Below are 23633 nucleotides of genomic sequence, written 5' to 3'. Positions count from 1 at the left end.
ATCGGCATTGACCGGAAGGGTGTCAGTCATCAAACCGCACCGCATGAATGCCTGTTTAGGCGTTCACACGGCTGCCGTGAAGTCTTGCGCTTCGCCGGGGCTGACCGGCTGCGAGATGTATATCGTGACCATTGCCCTTCGCAGTTTCTGGAAGGCTGCGTGTTCAACTATACCAGTGGTATAGGCGACCATGGCCTTCGGTGGACTCTTCAGGCGAATGATCCTGGGGCTGGTGGTGATGCATTGCAGGGAAGGCAGTCTGTTCAGCTATACCAGTGGTATAGGCGACAGTGGCTTTCGGTGGACTCTTCCTGCGAATGCCCCCAGGCTGGAGGTGATGCGTTGCAGGGAAGGCAGTGTGTTCAACTATACCAGTGGTATAGGCGACTATGGACTTTGGTGGACTCCTCCATGCTGATGACCCGGAGCTGGAAGTGATGCATTGCAGGGAAGGCAGCGTGTTCAGCTATACCCGTGGTATAGGCGACCCTGGCACTCGGTGGACGCACGCGCAGGCCGCCGCAGCGTTTGGACAGATCGAGTCATGGCATGCTCGTCATCTAGAAAGTTTGCGACGGCTGTGTTCAGGGCAGGCGCATCAGTGCCCGCAGACGGGCGATATGCTCCTGTGCCACGGCGGGGTCCGCAGGTGGCGGTGATTTCTGGGGCTGCGACTCTGGTGCTGTCGTGACGCTGGCTGCCTTCTGTCCAGCCCAGGCGCGGAACTCGCTACGCATGGCTTTCTGGATGATGCCGAACAAGTACCCGGCGGGATTGTGTACCGTGCTGGCTTGGCAGCGGGCATCCCATTCGTCGAGGACAGCCTGATGCAACTGCGTATCCACGGCCTGTAGGGCGGCGAGTGCGCCTGATTGCTGCTCTGCTTTGAGTGACAGGAAGCGCTCGGGGAGCCGAAGCACTCCCAACTCGTGCGCGCGCGGTACAGTACGTACTTCTTTTATTTCTTTTTCTTTACGTACAGTACTATCGGTCTTCGGATTCCGAAGTGAGCCGGATTTACTGGGCTTTTCGCCTGCTTCGGATTCCGAAGTCGGGCGCGGCTGATTCCGAAGAAGGCTTTCTGGCCCTTCTTCGGAATTGTGGGCATCCCCAGGCTGTGGATAAGTCGCCGTCTGAACCCAACCCTGCGCGGCCAGGCGCTGCGACAGTACCTGTAACCGGGTGGGAAGCATCTGGCCGCTGAGCAACGGATCTTCAGCCATTTCTTTCAGCACATGCACACCGACGCGCTGGATGGACTTGCTAGCGTGGGCCAAGGACCGGCTGACCAGCCTCAGATAATCGGCGTCGAGCTGGATGGCTTCATAGGGCGTCAGGGGTTCATCGTGCAACACATAGAGGTTACCCAATATCCGTCCGGTCTTCGGGTCACGCCTGCGACGCACCAGGCTGATCCAGCGCGTCAGCCTTAGCAGGGTCAGCGCGCGGGCAACAGTTTCATGGGATGCGCGCGTCGTACACGGCATTGAGGCCAGCCAGGGAGCGAGCTGTTCATAAGTGGGAAAGGCCGTGACCCCGTCATCATTGAGCAGCAGACGGAAGACTTGCCAGGCGTTTCGTTCAAGCGGGGTCAGTCGATTGTCCAGCAACAACGCACGTGGCACGCTGTCATGACGATTACCACTGAAGATGAATCCATCAGACGGAGCTGGTGGTGCCGCTGCCATGGTCGGGGGAGGCGGCATGTGCTGCAGCGCCTGATCGAACAACTCCCCCAGCGATACGGGACCGCGTGAATGACGTGGACTGCCCATCAGATCAGCCCTTCATCAATCCACCCTCGGATAGCGCTCCAAATGACAGAGATGGGCAGGCCCGTAGACTCCGCAAGATCAGCTGTAATGGCAAGCATGGCCATGTCGTCGGTCAGCGCAGTGCCACGCTCTTTTACGGTTTCAGACCAGCGATGCCAGAGATCGGAGTCCTGCTCTTCTGTCAGAACCGGATGCCGGCCCTTGCGTTTCGGTAGCCCGATGACGTCGCGCCTGAGGGCGATTTCCTGATGGTTCAGGCCATAAAATCTGCTGATGAGTTCTGTGCTCGCACCCAGTCGCAGGAACCGATCGATCTCCTCGATTTCCCGTGAGAGATTGTCTACCTGGCTCAGAAGGCGTCGCAGCACTTCCGAATTCACGCTCACGGAACACCATGAGACGGTGGCGTTGGCCAGGAGGCTGGCCATGGCCGGATGCTTGAGTGCATCCAGAGCAGCATCGTCAAATCCCATGGACTTGGCCCGGCGCAACTGGCCATTGCGCAAATCGTGGAGCGCTTGCGCGATGACGGCCTGATTGAGCGGATGCGGTTCGGGCATGGTCGGCGCCCTCATGATCCGTTCAGGGCGGCATCGCCATCAGTGATGTCCTCCTCGATGTCCAGCAGTCGCCGGGCGAGTCGCACCAAGCGGAAAAGCTTCACCAGGCTCGTATCGCTCAATCTAGCGGTAGGTTGTGATGAAGGGCTGTGTTCCAGCCCCAGCAGAAGAGCGCCCAAATCCCCGGGCATCCGTAAAGGCGGAGTCCGGTCCGGCTGGTAGGGAACGCTCAGGCTATGCAGCAGCAGTAATGCACCACGGAGATTTGAGTGCGTGTTCGCATCGGTAGATATTCCCGCGCATGTGAAGCCGATGCCCTCGTCGCAGGCGACAATGGCCTCTTCCAGACCCGCTTCGTTGGCGATCTCACGCGCGAACTGAGCGATGTGGACGCGCAGCCGATCCGGCGTATCGAGGCCGGGATCGATGTACCAGACATCCGAGATGGGGTAGAGACCGCCTGCCTGAACAGGGATGGCCTGCAGCACGCTGGTTTCGAAATCAGGTGGCGTCTCGCCGACATGCTCGGTCACCAATCGTTGGATCGACTGTAGGCGCTCGGTGGTCTCGGCAGGTGAGACGATATGCTCCTGAAGTAAGGCCGAGTGATCGGCCTTAGCATATTGATCGTCATTCACGTCGGCCAGAGGATGTGTCGCAGGCCCCTCTTGAATCGAAAGGGTATCGCTTGCCGGTATCCTGGGTGCCTCTGTTACCCGCGGTGTGGATGATGACGTGGGCGGTGCGACTACGGATGGAGATGTTGGCTTGGTCGTGGAGACCGACCCTGTGGTCTCCGTACCTGGCGGTGTGTTCGGTTCACTAGTAAGCAACTGCCAGCGCTTTTCGGAATCGGTGATTTCGAACACCAGCGTGTCATAGTCCACCCCGAGCAACTCGGACATCTGGCCGATCAGTTCATCTTGCACCCGTTGCGCCGTAAAGCTCCCTGGGGAGTCAAATACCATCAGGACATCCTGGAACAGCGTTGCAAAATCAATGCTTAGATTGTTCTTGGTGACGCGCGCATCCCAGATCCGGGAACCGGCTCTACGCAGGCTGGTCAGTTGCTCGACTTGGGGGCGTCCCAGGCCGGCATAGAGCACGTTCGGTATCGCTGGCAGCAGGAACTGGATGGCCTCCTGCATGCGGCTGATGTGGGGCTGAGGCACGGGGTAGCCGTCAGCCTTGAGGCGTCGGGCAAGCTCTGACTGCGACAGCGATTTACCATCCTCCTGTTCATAGAGCTCACGGACTTTTTCAACACCCAGGGCACGTTCGATAAACGACAGGCCACCGTGAAGTTCGTTTTCTGCGAGATGTCCCGTCAGGGCGACGATCTCACCGCGCTCCGGCCATGGGCGGAACAGGCAGCCGATACGGAAGAATCGTTCGTCTTTGCTCTCACTCCACAGATCGCGCAGTATCGCCAGGCGCGTGTTGCCGCCGTTACGAATGATGTAGTGATCGGCACCGGGGCGACGGGTGATCGGCGGCGGGGCATCCAGCCCACGCTGGCGGATGGACGCTTTGATCTCCTCGTACAGCGGATTGCGCGTCAGCCGCGGGTCCAGTTCATAGGGGCGCAACTGGTCCAGCGTCACCACCATCGCGGTATCGGTGATCGGGTCTGTCAAGGTTTCTGCAACAGGGCCGGAGCGACTAAAACCGTCGCTCATCAGCTTGTTGGCCATCTCTTGCGGGGAGACATTAGCCATAGTCGGCTCCCTCTTGATCGGGGTGCTCGACCACCGTGGCGTGGCGTTGTGCGCGACGCAGCATGGCGCGTGCATTGCGTTCTGCCCGGTGATCGCTGGCTGTCGCGCTGGTATAAATCGGCGGTAAGCCCGGCTTGACGAATTTGAGGTGCCCCCCAGGTGTCCGGGAGACATTCCAACCCTCGCTCAGGGCATGTTCAATCAGCGGAAGTAGTCGCTTGTGGCCACGGGCCAGTTCATGGGCGTTTGACATGAGAGTGTCTCCCCTCAAACTTCCCGCTGACCAGGGCGAACTGCTCCTGCCATTGCGGGCACAGTTCACTGGCCAACCCGCGCACAATGTCCAGTGCGGCTGCCGCGACTCGGCCAGTGGGCCGTCGGTGCTCAACCCGATGGACCGGTAAACCACGCGTTGCCGCTCGGGGAAATGCCTCGATCGCGGGGATCTCGGTATGCAGGACGTGAACCCCTTCCTGATCTCTGAAGATCAAACGCAGTGTCTGCTGGATCAATTTTGCATTGGCTGATACAGCAGGTACGCGGTTGAGCAGGAGATGAAGGTGTGGCGGGTTAATGCCCAGATGCCGATAGGGGGCGATGTCTTCGATGAGCTGCAGAGTGCCTCGGCGCATTTCACGCGCGGCGAGAATTTCGGGCGTGACGGGCGAGACCGCCTGCTCGGAGGCAAGCACGGCCATCTCCAGCAGCACACTGCGAGCGCCTTGCGTATCGAGTAGCACCAGGTCGTAGTGCGGCTGAAACACCGGTAGCAGGTGCCGCAGTCGAAGCCGCCCGTCCGGTGCATGCAGCAAGAGGGTGTTCAACTGCCGATGCTCGTCATTGGACAGAATGACGTCCAGACGGTCTATGACGGTGCGCGATACCAGTCGCGCAATGTCGCGTTCGTTGCATGCCAGCAGCTCATAGATCCCGCACGGCGCGCGACGGGTAAGCTCGTAGTACGAGGACAATGTGGGCTGCATATCCAGGTCGAGCAGCAGGACCCTCAGGCCGGCATCAGCAATGAAACCGCCGAGGTTGGCGGCGACCGTGGTTTTTCCTACGCCGCCTTTGGTCGAGATAACAGAAATCACCTGCATGGCTTGCTCCTCTTCGGCAAGGAATGGGGAGCTCAGTCAGACGCGTTCTTTAAGACGGTCAGTGATCCACTGGTCGATCTCTGCGGAGTCCCAACCAACGGCGCGGACGCCAAGTTTTATGGCTTTGGGGAATTGGCCCGCCTTCATGAGGCTGTAAAGATAGGCGCGCTTGAAGCCTGTCTTGGCCTCAACTTCCGGGCGGCGAAGGATGCGTCGCTCCGGGGCTGGAGCAGGGTTCTGTTCAGACATAGCGGTCACTCCTTAATGCTCAGTGGCACTTCTCGGGTTGACCCGTATTGAATCGCTGCCACCCCTGAAGCACATCAAACAATAGGACGGTACTGACCACCGTATTGATGTTCCGTCATCCGGCTGCGAGGCAAAGCATTGCGGCCAACTCTATCCGTGGAACGGATACTGTTAAAAGGTTCGGCGTCTTGATAAATAGTCCGTCTGGCGGACGCTCGCTGTTTAATCTTTGCGCGAGTGAGCGCGGCATTTTCTGTCATGCGGGCGACAAAAAATGTCCGTCAGTAACGGTAGGTTGCGATTGACAAGCGCTACAAGCTAGCGCGCTTGTGCATGAGCCGGTGCACACCCACTGAATTCAAAGGCTATCCCCTTTATCTCGCGACGATGAAGGGGATATTTGGGTCGTGCTCCAGACAAAAATGTATGGAACTTAATGTGAGAGTCCAAAACTGAGGATGGGGTGATCATTCTTGCTCACGCATCGGTCATGCTTCCCCGATTTGTTGCGCTCTTTTAATGAAGCGCTCCAGTTCTGCTGAAATTGGCCTGTCAGGTACAACGATGAATGTTGCGGTGTCGGGGATATCGTCGATAACCGGCCGAACAATGACGTCAGGGTGGTTGTAAATGGAAAGCTGCGATTCCAACCCGATACCAATGCCATAGCCAGCGGCCACCAGCATCATCATGGGCTCATGACCAGAAACATGTTCAGCAATGGTGGGAGAGGGCAGCGAGTCGTCCTCAAACCAATGATTAATGACATTGCGTCCGCCGGCGCAATGTTCAGGATGGCAAAGAATCAGGGGGTACCGGAGTGCTTCCCCAAGAGGAACTTTATCCAGGGAAAGCAGCGGATGGTGAGTGGGAATAGCAATGGCAGGGCGTTCGGCCCAAACCCTAAACTTTGTGAGGCCATTGGTGGCTACTGTGCTGTCGACAGTGAAACCCGCATCTATCTCGTCGTGTAAGAGCGCTTTGTGCATCTCGTTGACGGTCATTTCAACGATCCGAATCTCGGTGGCAGGCTCCTCTTCTCGGCATCGAGCCAGCAGCTGTGTCAGCCGAGGCTGAGCCAGGCTGTCGGCGATGCCGATGCGTACCCGGCCGCGATAGCCCTGAGACGCCGATTGCACTCGTGTCAGGGCGTTATCCATGTAGGCAAGTACGCGGCGAGCCTCTTCACGGAAAATCTCCCCAGGCCAAGTCAGCTGTATACGCCCCTTGGTGCGATGGAGCAGTCGGACACCGAGATAGGATTCAAGATCTCTTATGGCTCTCGACAACGGGGAAGGTTCGATGTGAACTCTGGCCGCCGCACGAGCAAAGCTTTGTTCTTCAGCGACGATAAGGAAATAGCGCAGGTGACGTATCCTCATGGTGTATCTTCCTTTTTGCTTGTTGACATGCTCTTTGACAGCGGGCGGTGCACTGTTATTCGCGCACTGGTAGTGGTTTCGGTGAACCGTTGTGTGATGCAATCCACAAGTTTTGACGTGGCCGAAGTGGACACGCACAAATCGTAATTGTGTGTCTGCTTCCTTAAGTGTTGATCCTACCGGCGTCGCTGCGTGCCCCTTCAGTTGCGATAGGTGCTTGATCGGTGGGGCGGGCCAGCCGTGCGCGTTGGTGCTTTGCCGAGCGCAGATCACTGCTGGCAATCGCCGAGACGTTGCGTTACGAGCGGGGCTTGGGCTTGGGCTTGGGCTTGGGCTGGTCTGAGGATGAGGGGCGGCCTGTCATGACACCCTCACATGCACTGCCGAGCGACCGTCTCGTTGGGGCAACGAGGTCTTATTGCCCCTCCACGAACAACTCGCCTCAGGGGCGTGTGAAGGGTGAGTCATGGTTGTTGTTGGCCGTCTGTGGCCATCAATGGAAAAAAACTTGGTATAGGACTTGCCAATGGGCCAGAACAAGTCCAGAATAGCGTCCATTCCTGAGGTAGGAAGCAAGGAAAACCTTTTTAAATCAGAAGGTTAGAGGCTAGGTTCTAGTCCCGTTTCCCGCTCCAAGTTTTACGCATTTGATGTCGCGCTACTGACAGCAGATGTTTTGAGGCCGAGTAGCAAAATGGTTATGCAGCGGATTGCAAATCCGCCTACGCCGGTTCGATTCCGACCTCGGCCTCCACTATAAATAGCCCCGTAGATCAATGATCTACGGGGTTTTTTATTGCCCTCGGGAAAGTGAAAGTTTCCGCAATTTTTGGCATGAGTTCCGCAACCCATCAAAGCGGCCACAAATGAGTGTCCCAAAAGGTGCGCTCATCAGCAAAGCGCCGACAGGGTTGTCGGCGCTTTGAAGACCAAGCCTATTACGCGCTACGCTTGGACGACCGGGATATGACTGTTCACTGCCGCTTCACGGTACTCGGCGATTTGATCGAAGCTGAGGTAGCGGTAAACGTCGGCCGCCATGCTGTCGATGTTGTTCGCGTACTCCATGTACTCTTCGAAGGTTGGCAGCCTGCCCAGGATCGAGGCCACGGCGGCCAGCTCGGCCGAGGCCAGGTAGACGTTCGTGGCGTCGCCCAGTCGGTTCGGAAAGTTGCGGGTCGACGTCGAGACCACGGTCGAGCCGGTCTGCACTCGCGCCTGGTTGCCCATGCACAGCGAGCAGCCTGGCATTTCCATGCGCGCACCGGCCTTGTCGTAAATGCCGTAGTAGCCTTCCTCGGTCAGTTGGTGAGCGTCCATCTTGGTTGGCGGGGCCAGCCATAGTCGGGTAGGGAGGCTGCCCTTGACCTTTTCCAGCAGCTTGCCGGCAGCGCGGAAGTGGCCGATGTTGGTCATGCAGGAGCCGATGAACACTTCGTCAATGACCTGGCCCTGAACGGTCGACAGCAGGCGAGCGTCGTCCGGGTCGTTCGGTGCGCAGAGTACCGGCTCCTTGATGTCGGCCAGGTCGATCTCGATGATCTCGGCATATTCGGCGTCCTCGTCCGCTTCCAGCAGCTCAGGGTTGGCCAGCCAGGCTTCCATTGCTTGTGCACGACGCTCCAGGGTGCGTGCATCGCCGTAGCCTGTGCTGATCATCCAGCGCAGCAAGGTGATGTTCGAGCGCAGGTACTCGGCAATGGCCTTTTCAGGCAGCTTGATGGTGCAGCCTGCGGCGGAGCGTTCAGCCGAGGCATCGGACAGTTCGAAGGCTTGTTCGACGGTCAGTTCGTCCAGGCCTTCGATTTCCAGGATGCGTCCGGAGAAGGCGTTGATCTTGCCTTTCTTCTCGACAGTCAGCAGACCTTGCTGGATGGCGTAATAGGGGATGGCATGCACCAGGTCACGCAGGGTGATACCTGGTTGCAGCTTACCATTGAAGCGCACCAGCACCGACTCCGGCATGTCCAGCGGCATGACGCCGGTGGCGGCGGCGAAGGCGACCAGCCCGGAACCGGCCGGGAACGAGATGCCGATCGGAAAACGGGTGTGGGAGTCGCCACCGGTGCCGACGGTATCCGGTAGCAGCATGCGGTTGAGCCAGCTGTGGATGATGCCGTCGCCAACTTTCAACGAAACGCCGCCGCGGGTGCGCATGAAGTCCGGCAGGGTGTGATGGGTTTTCACATCCACAGGCTTGGGGTACGCCGCGGTGTGGCAGAACGACTGCATCACCAGCTCAGCCGAGAAGCCCAGGCACGCCAGGTCTTTGAGCTCGTCACGGGTCATGGGGCCTGTGGTGTCCTGGGAGCCGACGGTGGTCATTTTCGGTTCGCAGTAGGTGCCCGGGCGGATGCCGGTCACGCCACACGCCTTGCCGACCATTTTCTGCGCCAAGGTGAAACCCTTGGTGCTTTGAACCGGTGCTTCTGGCGTTTTAAACAGGTCCGAAGGAGGCAGGCCCAGCTCGGCGCGGGCTTTCTCGGTCAGGCCACGTCCGATGATCAGAGGGATACGGCCGCCAGCGCGTACTTCGTCCAACAGCACCGGGGTCTTCAATTCGAAGGTGGTGATAACGTCTTGGGTGCCGTGCTTGCAGACTTTGCCGGCGTGCGGGTAGACGTCGATCACGTCGCCCATGTGCAGTTTCGAAACATCGAACTCGATCGGCAGTGCGCCGGCGTCTTCCATGGTGTTGTAGAAGATCGGGGCAATCTTGTTACCGAAGCAGAAACCACCGGCGCGTTTGTTCGGTACGTACGGGATGTCGTCGCCGAAGAACCACAGCACGGAGTTGGTCGCCGATTTTCGCGAGGAGCCGGTACCCACCACGTCACCGACGTAGGCCACCGGGAAACCCTGGGCCTTGACGGCGTCGATCTGCTTGAGCGGGCCAATGGCGCCAGGCTCTTGCGGCACGATGCCGTCACGGGCCATTTTCAGCATGGCCCGGGCGTGCAACGGGATGTCCGGGCGCGACCAGGCGTCCGGGGCAGGGGACAGGTCGTCGGTGTTGGTTTCGCCTGGCACCTTGAACACACTCAAGCTGTACTTTTCTTCGATGGCCGGGCGGGCGGTGAACCACTCGCCGTCAGCCCAGGATTGCACTACGGCTTGGGCATGCGGGTTGCCAGCCTTGGCTTTTGCAGCGACGTCATGGAAGGCGTCGAACATCAGCAGGGTGTGCTTCAGTTGTCCGGCGGCAACGGCGGCCAATTCTGCATCGTCCAGCAGTTCGACCAAGGTGGCGATGTTGTAGCCACCTTGCATGGTGCCCAGCAGTTCTACAGCGCGCTGCTTGTCGATCAGGGGGGATCTGGCTTCGGCCTTGGCGATGGCGGACAGGAAGCCTGCCTTGACATAGGCCGCTTCATCCACGCCTGGCGGCACGCGATGGGTGATCAGGTCGACGAGGACTGCCTCTTTACCCACCGGGGGATTTTTCAGCAGCTCGACCAGGCCTGCGGTTTGTTCGGCGTTCAGCGCGAGGGGCGGCAAGCCTTCCTCGGCGCGCTCTTGTACGTGACGGTCATAGGCTTGGAGCACGGCAATCTCCTGCGGGGGTAATGGCACGCGAGGTGGGGTAGTGGGACAGTCCATTCCCGGGAAAAAAGCAAAAGCAGGGATTCGGTTTTCACCGAGGGTGACCACCCGTGGCTGCACCGAAAAGAACCTGCTCCTGCAAAACTATAAAATCATTGATTGTCGACACATTGCTATTTAGATGCGAAATCTAAAAGGATAATTCGCTTAATGCAACTATATTGTCGACACATGGTTGATTTTTGTTCGTCAGAAGACCGCGGAGCGCCTGACGGGCTCCGCTCGAGAAGGTATTGAGGATTGCGAGGCCGCTTGATAGCCGGCCTTGTAGGCGCGAAGCTTGCGCGCGATGGTCGTCAACGATGACGCTGGGCACCGGATACCTTCGGTGCTCTCAGGTTCATCGCCTTAGCCCGGGTGCCTTTGACGTACCGGGCCGATTGCTTTTTTGGGCGTTTCAAAAGCGCCGTGAATGACAGGCCTCGCCAATGATGTCGAGGAAGTCATCGTGGGACACTGGCTTGCTCACGTGGTAATTGAAACCCGATTGCCTGGCTTTTTTCTCGTCGCTGCTGGTGGCATAGCCCGTCAAGGCAATGGCCGGTGTGTGCTTGAGATGGGCGATCTGGCGAATGGCATGCATCAGTTCGTGGCCATTCATGAGCGGCATGCCGATGTCCGAGATGATCACGTCGTAGCTGCTGTCCCTGGCCGCTTTCAGGGCCTTGTGCGGATCGCTGAAGGCATCGACGTGAGCATCCTCCATTTCCAGCAACGTCTGCAGGACTTCCATGACGTCCTTGGAGTCTTCCACCAGCAGCACTTTCTGGCCGATCAGTCGCCCCGACTCACCCGGCCCATGCGGTTGCTCGTTGGCGTGCTGTGGCGCCTGGCACAGTGGCAACAGGACGGTAAACCTGCATCCCCGTCCCAGGCCTGCGGAATGTACATTCACCGAACCGCCGTGGGCTTCCACCAGTTGCCGCACCAAAGACAGGCCAATGCCCAGGCCTTCGCGCTGATGGCTGGCATGCTGGTTGTCCGCCTGGCTGAAGAGATCGAACACCTTGTACAGATTGTCCTGCTCGAGCCCCACGCCGCTGTCGATGACGTCCAGTTGCGCCATGTTCTCGACACGATGGGCGATCAGCTCGATGCGGCCATCCCTGGGCGTGAACTTCAGTGCATTGTTGAGCAGGTTCCAGATGATCTGCTCCAGGCGTGTGCTGTCGGCATCGACCACCAGGGGCGGCTTGGGAGGCTGGGGCAGCTGCAGCGTGACCTCGCACGGATGCTGGTCATTGATCACCACGGTGTAGATATCCTGGAGAATTCGTCCCAGGTCCACTGCCTGTTTTTTCAGCTTGAGCTTGCCGGTGCGTACCCGGGCGACGTCCAGCAGGTCGTCGATGATCCGCGCCTGGCTGGCGACCGCATCGCAGATGGTGTTCACGGCTTTCATCGCCGGCCCGGCGGATTTGGTCATCGGCAGGCGCCGCAGCAGTTCGGCATTGAGCTGGATGAGATTGAGCGGGTGCTTGAGTTCGTGGGACATCACCGCAAAGAACTCGTCCTTGAGGTGACTGCTGGTCTGGGTGTCGGCCAGTTGCTGGCTTTGTTGGTCGTGCATGCGCTTGTGACCGGTGAGGTCGCGGGCAATCTTCACGTAGCCCTGCAGGCTTTCCCCCTTGAGCAAGGCGACTTCGCCACTGCAATAGAAGCGGCTGCCGTCCTTGCGCAAGTGCCAGCGCTCGTCTTCGCCGCGCCCATGTTTGCGTGCCGCCGCAAGTTCGGCTTCAGGCACGCCCTCGGCGCGGTCCTCGGGAGTGAAGATCAGGTCATAGCAGGCGCCGAGCACTTCGTCCTTGGCGTAACCGAAAATCAGCTGCGCGCCGGTGTTCCAGTCGGTAATCACACCATGCTCGTCGAGAATGATGATCGCGAAGTCGTGGGTGCTTTGCGCCACCAGACGCATGCGTTCCTCACCCAGGCGCAGCTCGTCTTCGGCGGCGCGCCGCTTGCTGATGTCGATGAAGGTCAGCACCGTGCCGTCGATATGATCCTCGCTGGAACGATAGGGCAGCAATCGGGCGATGTACCAGCGTTGGTCGTTGCTGCTGACCTCGCGCTCGATCATGTTCAGCGATTCGAAGACGGTCGCCGCGTCCTCGGCCATCTGCGGGTAATCGAGGCGGTGGGTGATGTCCATCAACGAGCGCCCGGTGTCGACCGGCAGCATGCTGAAGATGTCCGTGGCCCTGGGGGTGAACCAGCGGATGCGCATGTTGCGATCGACGAACACCGTGGCGATGTCGGTGGAGGTAATCAGGTTGGAAAGGTAGTCGTTGATCTTGTCGGTTTCTTCAACCTTGGTTTTGAGCTCGTAGTTGACCGTCAGCAGTTCCTCGTTGATCGACTGCAGCTCTTCCTTGCTGGTCTCCAGCTCTTCGGTAGCTGAACGCAACTCCTCGTTGATGGCCTGCATCTCTTCGTTGGACGCCTTGAGCTCTTCGCTGGAGACCTCCGATTGCTCGATGGTCTCCTGCAAATGCAGCTTGGTACGTTGCAGCTCTTGTTCGAGATTGCTCAACATCCGGTTTTCGGTCTGGCCAGAGACGCTGGCGAGCGAGTCCTGAGGCTCGACTTCGCGCTCCTCAAAGATCACCAGGACGTATTCGTTTTCGGTCTCGTCGTCCTTGTAGGGGTGAGCGGTCAGGTCGACCAGATAGCTGCGCCGCTCACGCTCGATTCGCACTTTGCGCGAGGTCGCTGGCGTGCCGGCCTGCTGCACCTGAAACAGCGTGGTGCGGATCTCCAGTCGCAGGTCCGGATGGGCCAGCGTCAGCAAGTTGCGCGACAACTCGCCCGCCACATAACGCAGGAAGCGCCCAGCACCTTCGGTGATGTGCAGGATATTGGCATTGGCATCGACGATGATGCTCGGCGGCGCGGCCTTTTCCAGGGCGCGCAAATGGATATCGGCATAGGACGTCTTGCGTGCGGATTGAGCGACGACGGGGCTGCTGGCGATGGTCGTGCGCACGTAGCCACCGCGAGGCATGGCCGGTGCCCGTCGGGTATGGGTCAGGCCACTCTTGGCGCGGAAGATGCGGTTGCGTTTGTCCACGGGGGTGAACAGGTCCAGGCAAGCGTCAGCGGACTCGGAGGTCCCCAGGAACAGGTAGCCGCCCGGGCGCAAGGCGAAATGGAACATTTGCATGATGTCGCGTTGTACGTCGCGGTCGAGGTAAATCAGCAGGTTCCTGCAGACGATCAGGTCGATTTGCGAAAACGGCGGGTCCAGCAACAGGCTGTGCTTGGCGAACAGCACTTTCTCGCGGACTTCCTTGCGCACGCGAAAGTGCTGTTGTTCGCGGCTGAAGTACTGGCGCATGTATGACGGCGGGACGTCGGTTGCGATCGCTTCGGGATAGACGCCGTTGCGACCGAAGGCGATGGCCCGGTCATCGATATCCGTGGCGAAGACTTGCAGCTTGGCGGGGCTGTCATGCTGCGCCAGCTGTTCGGTCAACATCATCGCCAGGCTGTAGGCTTCTTCGCCCGTCGAGCAGCCTGCCGACCAGACGCGTATCTCGTCACGCTGTGGCCCCAACGATTTGAGCAGGCTCGGTACGACATCGCGCTCCAGCGCCTGGAAGGCTTCGCGGTCGCGAAAGAAATTGGTCACGCCGATCAGCATGTCGCACAGCAGTTCCCTGGTTTCTTGCGGATGAGCCTGCAGGTACTGGTAATAGGCGGCCAGATCCGGTTGCGCGGTCACTTGCAGGCGCCGCTCGATGCGGCGCAACACCGTCGCGCGCTTGTAGTGCTTGAAGTCATGGCCAGTGCCTGCCCGCAGTTGTAGCAGTATGTCCTGCAGCCGTTGTTCCGCGACGGCGGCGTCGCGCTCGCCGGGAGCCGGGCCGATACTGGCGTCAGGATCGTTGGCGTTCGGCAGGCGAATGGCTTGCGAGTTGCGCCACAACTCCAGCAGCTTTTCCGGCATTTGCACCACCGGCAGCACCAGGTCGACCATCCGGGTGTCGATGGCCGCGCGCGGCATGCCGTCGAACTCGGCATCTTCGGGTGCCTGCACCAACGTGACGCCGCCTTGCTCCTTGATTCGCGACAACCCCACCGCGCCATCAGAACCAGTGCCCGAAAGCACCAGGCAAAAGGCGCGTTCCTTGTGCACATCCGCCAGGTCCCTGAAGAACAGGTCGATGGCGATGCTCAAGCCAGGGTACCGATCGGTCGAAGTCACCGACAGGTGTCCATCGCTCATTGCCAGGTGGTGCGCAGGCGGGATGACGTAGACGGTGTTCTTCTTGATATCAGTCGTTTCGGTCACCTGCAGCACCGGCATCGCAGTGACATCCTGAATGATCCGGTCGACGATGCTGTGGTGATCCGGTGACAAATGAAGAATCACCACGAAGGCCATGCCGCTGTCATCGGGCATGTGTTGAAAAAATGACTTCACGGCCTGAAGCCCGCCGGCGGAAGCGCCGATGCCTACCACAGGAAAGTCCAGGGTACTGGGGGTCAACTCTCTGCGCTGGGGGGCATCGGGTGCGTGCTTCGTGGAAGACGTCATACATTAAGGCCTTAAATGGCGACCGCAGCAGCCTGCCCACGCCAATTCAAACGGGTTCATGAAAGGGGTAAGGATAATGTGGGTAGCGCCGCATTGCTAAGCCAAACAGCGGCGCTGCTGGCACCAGCATAGATCAGGTTTCGGGGTTGTCTGGCATGGCAGCGAGCAGGCGCACTGAAAAGGTGGGATTGCGCTGGCTTTTGAAACATTGGGAGATAATGTCGTTTTCGTGATGCCTTGGGTGCAAGTGCGCTATCGATTCTGCGAGATGCTGTAGAAAATCACTGTAGATGCATGATTTAAGGCGCTTTTTTTTTCGCAGCCGACTGCGGGCAGTGTTCGAAAAACACCGTTGCAAACTTGCTTCACTCGGTCGGGATGTATATATTCCCCCCTCTGCTTCACCGCGCTACCGCCCGAATGGCGAAACTGGTAGACGCATGGGACTTAAAATCCCCCGCTCGTAAGGGCGTGCCGGTTCGATTCCGGCTTCGGGCACCATATATTTCAAGGGTTTGCGAGCGGAAGCTAAGCAAGCCCTTGTTCGTTTCTGGTCCGCAATTATTGGATTGGTCCGCAATTCACTTGGTTGGCGAGACTCGTCATTACGACGGTCGTATGCACAAGTTGATCCCTAGCCTGCAAAATATCGCCGCTTGATTCGGCTTTGTCCGTACTGGCTTTGGCGCGCAAGTCGCGCATTTGGAACTCGGACTTTTCGACCCCGGCCGCTTCCCTGGCCAAGTCAAATCTCCCCTGTAGCATCGCCACCGACATTGGTGTGCCATCCTCAGAAACGATCAGCCGCGTCGAGCGGACCTTGTGTTCTGACTTCCGGGACATGATTCGATCAATCAAAACCCTCAGCTCGCCAGTGATTTCAATTCGGCGCTTTGCGTTTGTCTTGCCCTGCAGCACCCATATCTGACCTTCGCGAACGTCTCGCTCATCCAAATCGAGTGTCGGTAACCCGCTGGCCAGTCAAATAGCTGAAGTCCATCGCATGCCGTAGGCCGGCATCCGCTTTCTCGTACACGCGCTTGAACAGTGCGTCCTCGATGTAGATGCCCCGTCCCGTCTCCTTATAGCCCTTGATTCATACGCAAGGGTTGGCGAGCGCGGTACAGCCGATATCCCGGGCGAAGTTCCAGATTGCGCTGAGCAGGGCCTTCTCCCTGTTGGCACGTACCGGCGCGGCCTTGCACCAGGTCAGGTATTGGCGGACATGCAGCGGCTGGATCGTTTCGAGCGGGGCCGGTGGGTCGTCGAAGAATGCCATCAGGTTTTTCATTTCCCTGACGTTGTCCTTTTGCGTTGCTGGTTTCTTGGTTGGCGCGACGTCGACCAGGTATTTTTCGGCGACGTACCCGGCGATCTCCTGGAGAGAGTCGCTCAATGTCGCTGCGCTTGATGACGATATAGCGTTCTTCGCGCTGGAACGGCTCGGCCGGTTTGTTTTCTGTGGGCATGGGGCGTCCTATGCCGGGTCATGCCCGGGCGGTGGAGGGGTGGGAATCGTCTATATTTAAAGGCTCAGCCAATGGAGGTAGATATGGAATGCCTAATTTGCTTTGAGCCTGCTTCGGAGGTCGATGTTGGTGATGATTACCAGGAAAGAGCATGTCCAGAATGCGGACACTATCGAGTTACCCATACAGCGGTTGTATGGATGGAAACCCACGGCTGGCGCTTCGACGTGAAGCTGACTCGGGCTTGGCTTTTACATTCACAGGGCTCGGGGCAGATCCCAACTATTGATTCGCAGCAGGCTAGCCTTCTGATCCAGGTTTAAGCTGCCGCCATGCCTCTATCTTCTTCCCTTCTCGCCGGCTGGCGTGATTCGTTGAAGTGGAGTGGTCCGGACAAGTGGGGCGTTGGTGCGCGCCCGTGATCGCCTACTCTTGATGGGCAGTTCCCATAATCGAGGAGATCATCATGTCCAAAAGTGGAGGTAGTAAAAGCTCAAGCAATTCTGGTAGGGCGAGCAAGGGAGCCAGCGGTTCCTCGCGCGGCCCTTCGAGTCATCCAGGGCACGGTGGTAATTGGCCAAGCACAACGGCTAATCCCTCAGGCGGCGCCAGGGGTAACGCTCCATCGGGCAAGAAAAGCTGACACCAAACTGCGAGATGTTGATCCACCCTCAATGGGTAGGTGAGGGTGAGTCAGGCTGTGGTTTTAAGTGCACATGTAGGTATATAGGATGGGTGTCATTACCTTATCGTGCAGTAAACATTGGTCAAAATAGGTGTTATTCGATTCCGGCTTCGGGCACCATGAATATCAAGGGCCTACCGTTTTCGCGGTAGGCCCTTTTTTGTTGGCTACGCTTTTTGCTTCTCCCGACGCCATGTCGTCACACTGCAACCAAAGCGACCCGAGAACCATCTGGAAAAGGCACTCAGGGAAGAAAAGCCCAGAAGAATGGCGACTTCTGAAAGCGGTCGCTCGCGGTTCACGACATAGCGGTTTACCAGGTCGACCCGAACGTCATCGACAATGGATGAGTAGGTTTGATTGTGATGGGCGAGGTGGCGATACAGGGTCTTGCGGTCCACGCCAAGCTGCTGGGCCAGTTTTTCGGCTACGCACTCGCCCGTTGGCAATAGCGCGAAGACCAGTTTGCGCACCTTGTCAGGCATCGTCACGTCGGACTGGGCCAGTTTGGCGTCGAGGAATTCCCGGGCATGGCGCGCAATCAATGGGTCATACGACTGGATCGCTGCATCCAAATCGGTGGTGGCCAATACGATGCCGTCGAATTCATGATTGAACCGAACCGATGGTCCAAACACATGCCGGTGCATCGCCAGATTGACTGGCGCCTGGTGCGTGAAACAGACACTGCGAGGTTTCCAGGTGGGGCCAAGCAGTTGTTTCAACGTTCGGAAAATCACGCACGTGACGAGTTCGGTGGCTTGTCTTACCGATCCCCCCATATTGTCCGTGAGTTCCTGCCTGAAAATCGCCACGCCGTTGGCTTCTTCAATGCTCAAGTCCATTGATTCGTTGGTGAGCCCGAGACGACGTGTCAACGATTGCCAGGCTTTGCGCAGCGTCTGCTCCTCGCGCAGGGCAATGGCCAGGGGACCGAGGTTTTCCAGCTGGCGGGTTTGGCCCATGCGCAGGCCAAAGTCTTCGACCTTCGCCGCATACGCAGAGTCTTCCAGCAAGTGCATGACCGATTTCGCCGGGATCATGATGCTTGGGTCCATCAACGCGGCATCGGTGATGCCTGCCTTGCGCAACTGTCGATAGGGGTCGAGTCCGACGGAGATCGCAACGTCGATAAAATTCGTCAGGCTTGAACTTCTAAGCAAACTCGGCATTGGAACTCCATTTTTGCCTCGAGATGTAAAAAAAATACCCCGAAATGTCAAGTCCAACAAAGGCCATTCGCGGATACTTTTTCTACGAGTGGCGCTAAGCACACTGATATTGAGCGCAAACATTCGGCATTTCGTATTCGAGGAGAATCAATTTGGCACACGTTATTCGTATGAATGAAACAGGTGGTCCGGATGTTTTGCGCTGGGAAGAAATGGAGGTTGGCGATCCGGGTCCAGGGCAAGTTCGATTGCGTCATGAAGCGGTGGGCCTGAATTTTGCCGACACCTATTTCCGTTCCGGGTTGTACCCGATGCCGCTTCCCGCCGGCATGGGCGTGGAAGGCGCAGGCGTAGTCCAGGCCGTTGGCGAAGGGGTGAGTAATGTTGCGGTCGGCGATCGTGTCACCTACACCGGCTTCCTTAACACATTGGGCGCCTATAGCACCGAGCGCCTGATACCCGCGGCGCCCTTGATCAAGCTGCCCGACTCCATTTCGTGCGAAACAGCGGCGGGGATGACCATGCGCGGGCTGACGTCGTCCTATCTGATGCGACGCATCCATGACTTCAAAGCGGGCGACACTATCCTCATGCATGCGGCGGCTGGCGGTGTTGGACTGATTGTGTCGCAGTGGGCCAAGCTACTCGGTGTGACGGTTATCGGCACCGTATCGAGCGAAGCCAAGGCCGAGATTGCGCGGGCCCATGGTTGTGACCATACGATCAACTACAGCCACGAAGACGTGGCCGCGCGGGTCCGTGAATTGACCGATGGCGTTGGCGTCAACGTGGTGATCGACAGCGTGGGGAAAGACACCTTCGACGCCTCTTTGAATTCGGTCAAGCGGCGCGGTCTGGTCGTTTGCCTGGGCTTCGCCTCCGGCCCGGTCTCAGGCTTTGATCCGCAAATCCTTGCCACCAAGGGTTCACCTTTCCTGACCCGCCCGGCGCTGGCTGATTACATCGTCGACCCGGTGGAAAAGGCCGCACTCGCTGCGGAAATCTTCGGTCATGTTGCAGCCGGTCGCATCAACATCCCGATCAACCAGCGTTACGCGCTACAGGACGCGGTGCAGGCCCATCGCGATCTGGAAGCGCGCAAAACCACAGGCTCCTCGATTTTTGTGATCTGAGGAGGTCGCCATGCGAGTTGAACAACTGACCTGTTCCATCGGTGCCGAGCTGATCGATGTCAATGTCGCCGACGCCATCCACGACGATGAAGTGTTCGGGCTTATCCGCGAAGCGTTGATCAAGCATCGGGTGCTGTTTTTGCGTGATCAGGACATTACCCGGGCTGAGCATGCGAGCTTTGCACGCCGCTTTGGCGATCTGGAGGACCACCCGGTAGCGCCGACCGACCCCGAGGCGCCCGGCCTGGTGCAAATCTACAAGCGCCCGGACGTCCCGCTCGATCGCTACGAGAACACTTGGCATACCGATGCGACCTGGCGCCAGGCACCGCCCATGGGGGCCGTACTGCGTTGCGTGGAGTGCCCGCCAGTCGGCGGTGACACGATGTGGGCAAATATGGTGTTGGCCTATGACAACTTGCCGGATCAGGTCAAGGCGCAGATCGGCGACCTGATTGCCAGTCATAGCATCCAGTCGAGTTTCGGCGCGGCGATGCCGCGTGAAAAACGCCATGCGCTGAAGGCCCAGTTTCCGGATGCAGAGCATCCAGTCGTGCGCATTCACCCTGAAACCGGCGAAAAGGTGCTGTTCGTCAATGCCTTTGCGACGCACTTCGTGAATTACCACACCAAGGAACGTGTGCGTTACGGACAGGACTGCAACCAGGCGGGTGGTGACCTGCTGCAATACCTGATCAGCCAGGCGTACATCCCTGAATATCAAGTGCGCTGGCGCTGGAAGAAAAACAGCATGGCCATCTGGGACAACCGCTGCACCCAGCATTACGCCGTGATGGATTACCCGCCGTGCCATCGCCAGATGGACCGCGCCACGATCATCGGTGACCGGCCTTACTGAACGGGCAGACACAGCTTTTTTCCAATCCGATCCAACTAGCTGACAGTGAGATAGAAAATGCAATTTCTAGACGATTCGCTGCACCCGGAAAACCAGGAAAAAGTAGTTATTACCGTCGCCCCGTACGGTCCCGAGTGGATGCCTGAGGACTTCCCGGAAGATATCCCTGTCACCATGGCAGAACACATCGAAAAGGCAGTCGAGTGTTACGACGCTGGCGCCACTGTGCTGCACCTGCATGTGCGGGAACTTGATGGCAAGGGATCGAAACGCCTGTCCAAATTCAACGAGCTGATCGCCGGTGTGCGCGAGGCTGTGCCGGACATGATCATCCAGGTCGGCGGTTCGATTTCATTCGCCCCGGAAAACGATGGCCAGGCTGCCAAGTGGCTGTCCGATGACACGCGCCACATGCTGGCAGACCTTGATCCGAAACCCGACCAGGTAACGGTAGCGATCAACACCACGCAGATGAACATCATGGAGTTGCTCTATCCCGAATACATCGAGGGCACTTCGCTGGGCAATCCGCTACTCGGCGCAGCCTATAGCGAAATGACAGTGCCCGCAGGACCTGCCTGGGTGGCAGAGCACCTGCGCCGCCTGCAGGCCTCCGGGATTCAGCCGCACTTCCAGTTAACGGGTATCCACGCGCTGGAAACCCTGCAGCGCCTGGTGCGCAAAGGCCTCTACACCGGTCCTTTGAATTTGACCTGGATCGGGGTAGGTGGAGGATTTGAGGGGCCCAATCCGTTCAACTTCATGAACTTCGTACAGCGTGTCCCGCAAGCTTGCACATTGACCGCCGAGTCTCTGCTCAAGAATGTGCTGCCGTTCAACATGATGGCATTGGCCATGGGTTTGCACCCGCGCTGCGGCAACGAAGACACCATCATTGGTCAACATGGCCAGCGCTTCGGCTCAGTGGATCAGGTCAAGCAAACCGTGCGTGTGGCTAAAGAGTTGGGCCGCGAAATTGCGACCGGCAAAGAGGCGCGCCAAATCTACCGCATCGGCACCTGGTACAAGGATGCAGACGAAACGCTCGCTGCAAACGGCATGCTGCCCAACCGCACTGCGGGCCCGATCGTCCCCTCGGCCCACGGTCGATAGTTCGCCTCAGCGTGAGCACGGGCAGTAAGGCGCCAGCGCCTTCCTGCCCGGTTGTACCGATGCAGCCGTGCGCAATTCCCTTGAGTTGCGTGGATAAAAATAATGGGGGCGATATGCAGGCAGAGAAGTTTTCCATATCGGTTGCGGCGAATCCTGCGCGTGGGATTTCACGCCCGCGAGCCTATTGCTGGCTGGTATTTATCGTTATCTACGCATTGATGCTGTCCGATTACATGTCGCGACAGGCACTCAATGCAGTCTTTCCACAACTGAAGGCCGAGTGGGCCTTGAGCGATGCGCAACTCGGCCTGCTCAGTGGCATCGTGGGGCTTGCGGTTGGCTTGCTGGCTGTTCCGGCCGCGTTGATGGCGGACCGCTGGGGGCGGGTTAAAAGTGTGGTGATCATGGCGCTGTTCTGGAGCCTGAGCACCTTGGCCTGTGGACTGGCAGAGCACTATAACCAGCTGCTGCTGGCCCGACTGTTTGTCGGTATTGGCGAGGCCGGCTACGGCAGCGTGGGGCTCGCAATTATCTTGAGTGTATTCCCGTCTTCCATGCGTGCCACGCTGACCGGGGCCTTTACCTCTGCCGGCATGTTTGGCTCGGTACTGGGCCTGGCCTCAAGCGGCGTGATAGCGAATCACTTTGGCTGGCGCGCCGCGTTGATTGCCATGGCGGCGCTCGGGTTTCTATTGATCCTGTTCTTTGCATTCACCATTACTGAAACACGCCTGGCGCAGCACAGGCCCCTTCAGTTAGTCGAGTCGCCGGTCGAAGGCAAACGTGTTGAAAAAATTCGATTGCGCTCACTTCTCAAGACGTTGTTTGGCGCGCCGACGCTGGTGTTCACCTATGTTGGCAGTGGCCTTCAGCTCTTCACCGCCTACACCATCATTGCCTGGATGCCCAGTTACCTGAACCGCTACTACGATTTACCCGCTGACAAGTCGGCACTGGCGGCGGCAGTGTTATTGATCGCCAGCGGGCTCGGCATGGGACTGTGCGGCGTGTTCACTGACTGGGTGGGGCGCAAGTCGGACAAAAACAAAACGTTGCCCGCCATTCTCTACTGCCTGGGCTCCTGCCTGCTGCTGATGATCAGCATGCGCTTGCCACCCGGCACCGGACAGTTCGCGGTGATCATCGCGGGCGTTTTCTTTGCGGCTGGCACTTATGGCTCAGCGGGCGCCATCGTCACCGATCTGGTGCACGTCTCTCTTCACGGAACCGCGATCGCTACCCTGGCGCTGGCCGGCAACCTGTTGGGTGCCGCGCCAGGGCCCTACCTGACCGGCCTGCTCGCCGACAGGATCGGCCTGCTCGGCGCGTTGCAGTGGGTCCCGTTAGTCTCGATTGGCTCAGCACTGGCGTTTGCTTTCGCAAGGTCCCATTACCTCCACGACCTGCGCCGCCATGAATCCTCAAGTTGCCATCAATCGCGTTGAAAAAACACTTCTCACATCCCGTAAGGAAATGCAGACGATGAATCACATCCATTCAAAACCGCTCAAGGGTAAAGTCGCCGTCATCACCGGCGCTGGCCGTGGCATTGGCCGCGCCATTGCCCTGGCTTATGCGCAGGCCGGCGCCGCGGTGGTTTGCAGTGCCCGCAGCACGGCGGAAATAGCCGAGACTGTGCGCATGATCATCGAAGCAGACGGCCAGGCTGTCGCCCAGACAGTCGACGTGGGTGACTACGCCGCAGTCGCCGCCCTGTACCAGCGCGCCAGCGATGAATTCGGCGGCGTCGATATCGTGGTCGCCAACGCCGGCATCGCCATCGAGCAACGACGGATCGAGGACAGTGACCCGGCGCAGTGGCGCAAGACCATCGACATCAACCTGACCGGTGCCTACCACACCGCTCATGCCGCCATCCCTTACCTGCGCCGGCGCGGTGCCGGGAAAATCATCATGATCGGTTCTGGCCAGCGCCACCGTGCCACCCCCGGTTTTTCGGCTTACTCCTGCTCCAAGAGCGGCATGTGGATGCTCACCCAGTCGCTCGCGGTGGAGTTGCTGGAATACAACATCAGCGTCAACGAACTGATTCCAGGGCCTGTACAGACCGAGATGACGCGTGATGCGGCGATTCCCCCGGGGGAGTGGTTCAAGACCCCGGAAGACGTGGTGTCGCTGGCCTTGTTCCTGGCAAATATGCCTGATGCAGGACCTACCGCTCAGAGTTATAGCCTTATGCGCCGGGCGATCTGATGGGTAAGACGTCGTCTTGGACCCAGTGACGACTTTAACTTAACCCATGAATGTCGCTTTAACT

At 58.6% G+C, this 23633-nt stretch carries 15 protein-coding genes, 2 tRNA genes and 1 pseudogene; 7 read left to right on the top strand and 11 right to left on the bottom strand.

The genetic code is table 11. From position 1 onward, the window contains the following. Nucleotides 1-584: 584 nt before the first annotated feature. From AC1Q8Q_RS03890 to AC1Q8Q_RS03860, 7 genes are all read right to left on the bottom strand, one after another. Nucleotides 585-1775 carry an STY4528 family pathogenicity island replication protein gene (locus tag AC1Q8Q_RS03890; RefSeq protein WP_103404717.1) on the bottom strand — a complete coding sequence of 397 codons (1191 nt, stop codon included), beginning with the start codon at nt 1773-1775 and terminating at the stop codon, nt 585-587. Further along, nucleotides 1775-2335: a DUF2857 domain-containing protein gene (locus AC1Q8Q_RS03885; RefSeq protein ID WP_092237371.1), complete on the bottom strand. Its 561-nt coding sequence runs from the start codon at nt 2333-2335 to the stop codon at nt 1775-1777. Before AC1Q8Q_RS03885 ends, AC1Q8Q_RS03890 begins: the two co-directional genes overlap by 1 nt. Before the next feature lie 11 nt (nt 2336-2346). Further along, nucleotides 2347-4053, bottom strand: coding sequence for a ParB family protein (locus AC1Q8Q_RS03880; protein WP_492614843.1), 1707 nt, complete (start codon nt 4051-4053; stop codon nt 2347-2349). After that, complete coding sequence (locus AC1Q8Q_RS03875) at nt 4046-4306, bottom strand: hypothetical protein (protein ID WP_092234972.1); 261 nt, start codon at nt 4304-4306, stop codon at nt 4046-4048. Before AC1Q8Q_RS03875 ends, AC1Q8Q_RS03880 begins: the two co-directional genes overlap by 8 nt. After that, entirely contained in the window at nt 4290-5153 is an 864-nt protein-coding gene (locus AC1Q8Q_RS03870) for a ParA family protein (protein WP_092234975.1), read from the bottom strand. The genes AC1Q8Q_RS03875 and AC1Q8Q_RS03870 overlap by 17 nt, the downstream gene beginning before the upstream one ends. 36 nt (nt 5154-5189) lie before the next feature. Next, nucleotides 5190-5402 (bottom strand): AlpA family transcriptional regulator, encoded by a 213-nt coding sequence (locus AC1Q8Q_RS03865; RefSeq protein WP_046482923.1) that lies wholly within the window; start codon nt 5400-5402, stop codon nt 5190-5192. A 488-nt stretch (nt 5403-5890) separates the two neighbouring features. Next, nucleotides 5891-6784: a LysR family transcriptional regulator gene (locus tag AC1Q8Q_RS03860; RefSeq protein ID WP_092234976.1), complete on the bottom strand. Its 894-nt coding sequence runs from the start codon at nt 6782-6784 to the stop codon at nt 5891-5893. A 680-nt stretch (nt 6785-7464) separates the two neighbouring features. On the opposite strand from AC1Q8Q_RS03860, the gene AC1Q8Q_RS03855 reads away from it, so the two are divergent. Further along, nucleotides 7465-7538 (top strand) — tRNA-Cys (locus AC1Q8Q_RS03855). Nucleotides 7539-7729: 191 nt separating this feature from the next. On the opposite strand, the gene acnB is transcribed toward AC1Q8Q_RS03855, so the two are convergent. Together acnB and AC1Q8Q_RS03845 are read right to left on the bottom strand one after the other, a co-directional pair. Then, nucleotides 7730-10330, bottom strand: a complete 2601-nt coding sequence (acnB, locus tag AC1Q8Q_RS03850) for a bifunctional aconitate hydratase 2/2-methylisocitrate dehydratase (RefSeq protein ID WP_492614842.1) — start codon at nt 10328-10330, stop codon at nt 7730-7732. A gap of 454 nt (nt 10331-10784) precedes the next feature. Further along, the gene (locus tag AC1Q8Q_RS03845; protein ID WP_492614841.1) at nt 10785-14924 is read right to left on the bottom strand and encodes a CheR family methyltransferase; all 4140 of its coding nucleotides are present in this window, start codon (nt 14922-14924) and stop codon (nt 10785-10787) included. A 414-nt stretch (nt 14925-15338) separates the two neighbouring features. Here AC1Q8Q_RS03845 and AC1Q8Q_RS03840 point away from each other — a divergent pair. Continuing rightward, a tRNA-Leu gene (locus AC1Q8Q_RS03840) sits at nt 15339-15425 on the top strand. A gap of 60 nt (nt 15426-15485) precedes the next feature. Here the strand turns inward: AC1Q8Q_RS03840 and AC1Q8Q_RS03835 are convergent. Both AC1Q8Q_RS03835 and AC1Q8Q_RS03830 read right to left on the bottom strand, forming a co-directional pair. Continuing rightward, nucleotides 15486-16290: pseudogene (locus AC1Q8Q_RS03835) on the bottom strand (tyrosine-type recombinase/integrase); the annotation flags it as partial. A gap of 955 nt (nt 16291-17245) precedes the next feature. Further along, the gene (locus tag AC1Q8Q_RS03830; protein WP_231989915.1) at nt 17246-18373 is read right to left on the bottom strand and encodes an AraC family transcriptional regulator; all 1128 of its coding nucleotides are present in this window, start codon (nt 18371-18373) and stop codon (nt 17246-17248) included. Between the two features lie 29 nt (nt 18374-18402). Between AC1Q8Q_RS03830 and AC1Q8Q_RS03825 the strand changes: the two genes are divergently transcribed. The 5 genes from AC1Q8Q_RS03825 to AC1Q8Q_RS03805 all read left to right on the top strand — a co-directional run bounded on the left by AC1Q8Q_RS03825 (nt 18403) and on the right by AC1Q8Q_RS03805 (nt 23569). Continuing rightward, nucleotides 18403-19383 carry a quinone oxidoreductase family protein gene (locus tag AC1Q8Q_RS03825; protein WP_020799101.1) on the top strand — a complete coding sequence of 327 codons (981 nt, stop codon included), beginning with the start codon at nt 18403-18405 and terminating at the stop codon, nt 19381-19383. A 10-nt stretch (nt 19384-19393) separates the two neighbouring features. Beyond that, nucleotides 19394-20242: a TauD/TfdA dioxygenase family protein gene (locus AC1Q8Q_RS03820; protein ID WP_020799100.1), complete on the top strand. Its 849-nt coding sequence runs from the start codon at nt 19394-19396 to the stop codon at nt 20240-20242. A gap of 57 nt (nt 20243-20299) precedes the next feature. Further along, nucleotides 20300-21355: a beta-keto acid cleavage family enzyme gene (locus tag AC1Q8Q_RS03815; RefSeq protein WP_033040775.1), complete on the top strand. Its 1056-nt coding sequence runs from the start codon at nt 20300-20302 to the stop codon at nt 21353-21355. A gap of 113 nt (nt 21356-21468) precedes the next feature. Continuing rightward, nucleotides 21469-22800, top strand: coding sequence for an MFS transporter (locus AC1Q8Q_RS03810; RefSeq protein WP_020799098.1), 1332 nt, complete (start codon nt 21469-21471; stop codon nt 22798-22800). A gap of 37 nt (nt 22801-22837) precedes the next feature. After that, nucleotides 22838-23569: an SDR family NAD(P)-dependent oxidoreductase gene (locus tag AC1Q8Q_RS03805; protein ID WP_020799097.1), complete on the top strand. Its 732-nt coding sequence runs from the start codon at nt 22838-22840 to the stop codon at nt 23567-23569. The last annotated feature ends 64 nt before the right edge of the window (nt 23570-23633 follow it).

The sequence above is a fragment of the Pseudomonas sp. GW823-FHT06B06 genome, assembly GCF_058795195.1.
This window is presented reverse-complemented; position numbering and strand designations above follow the sequence as displayed.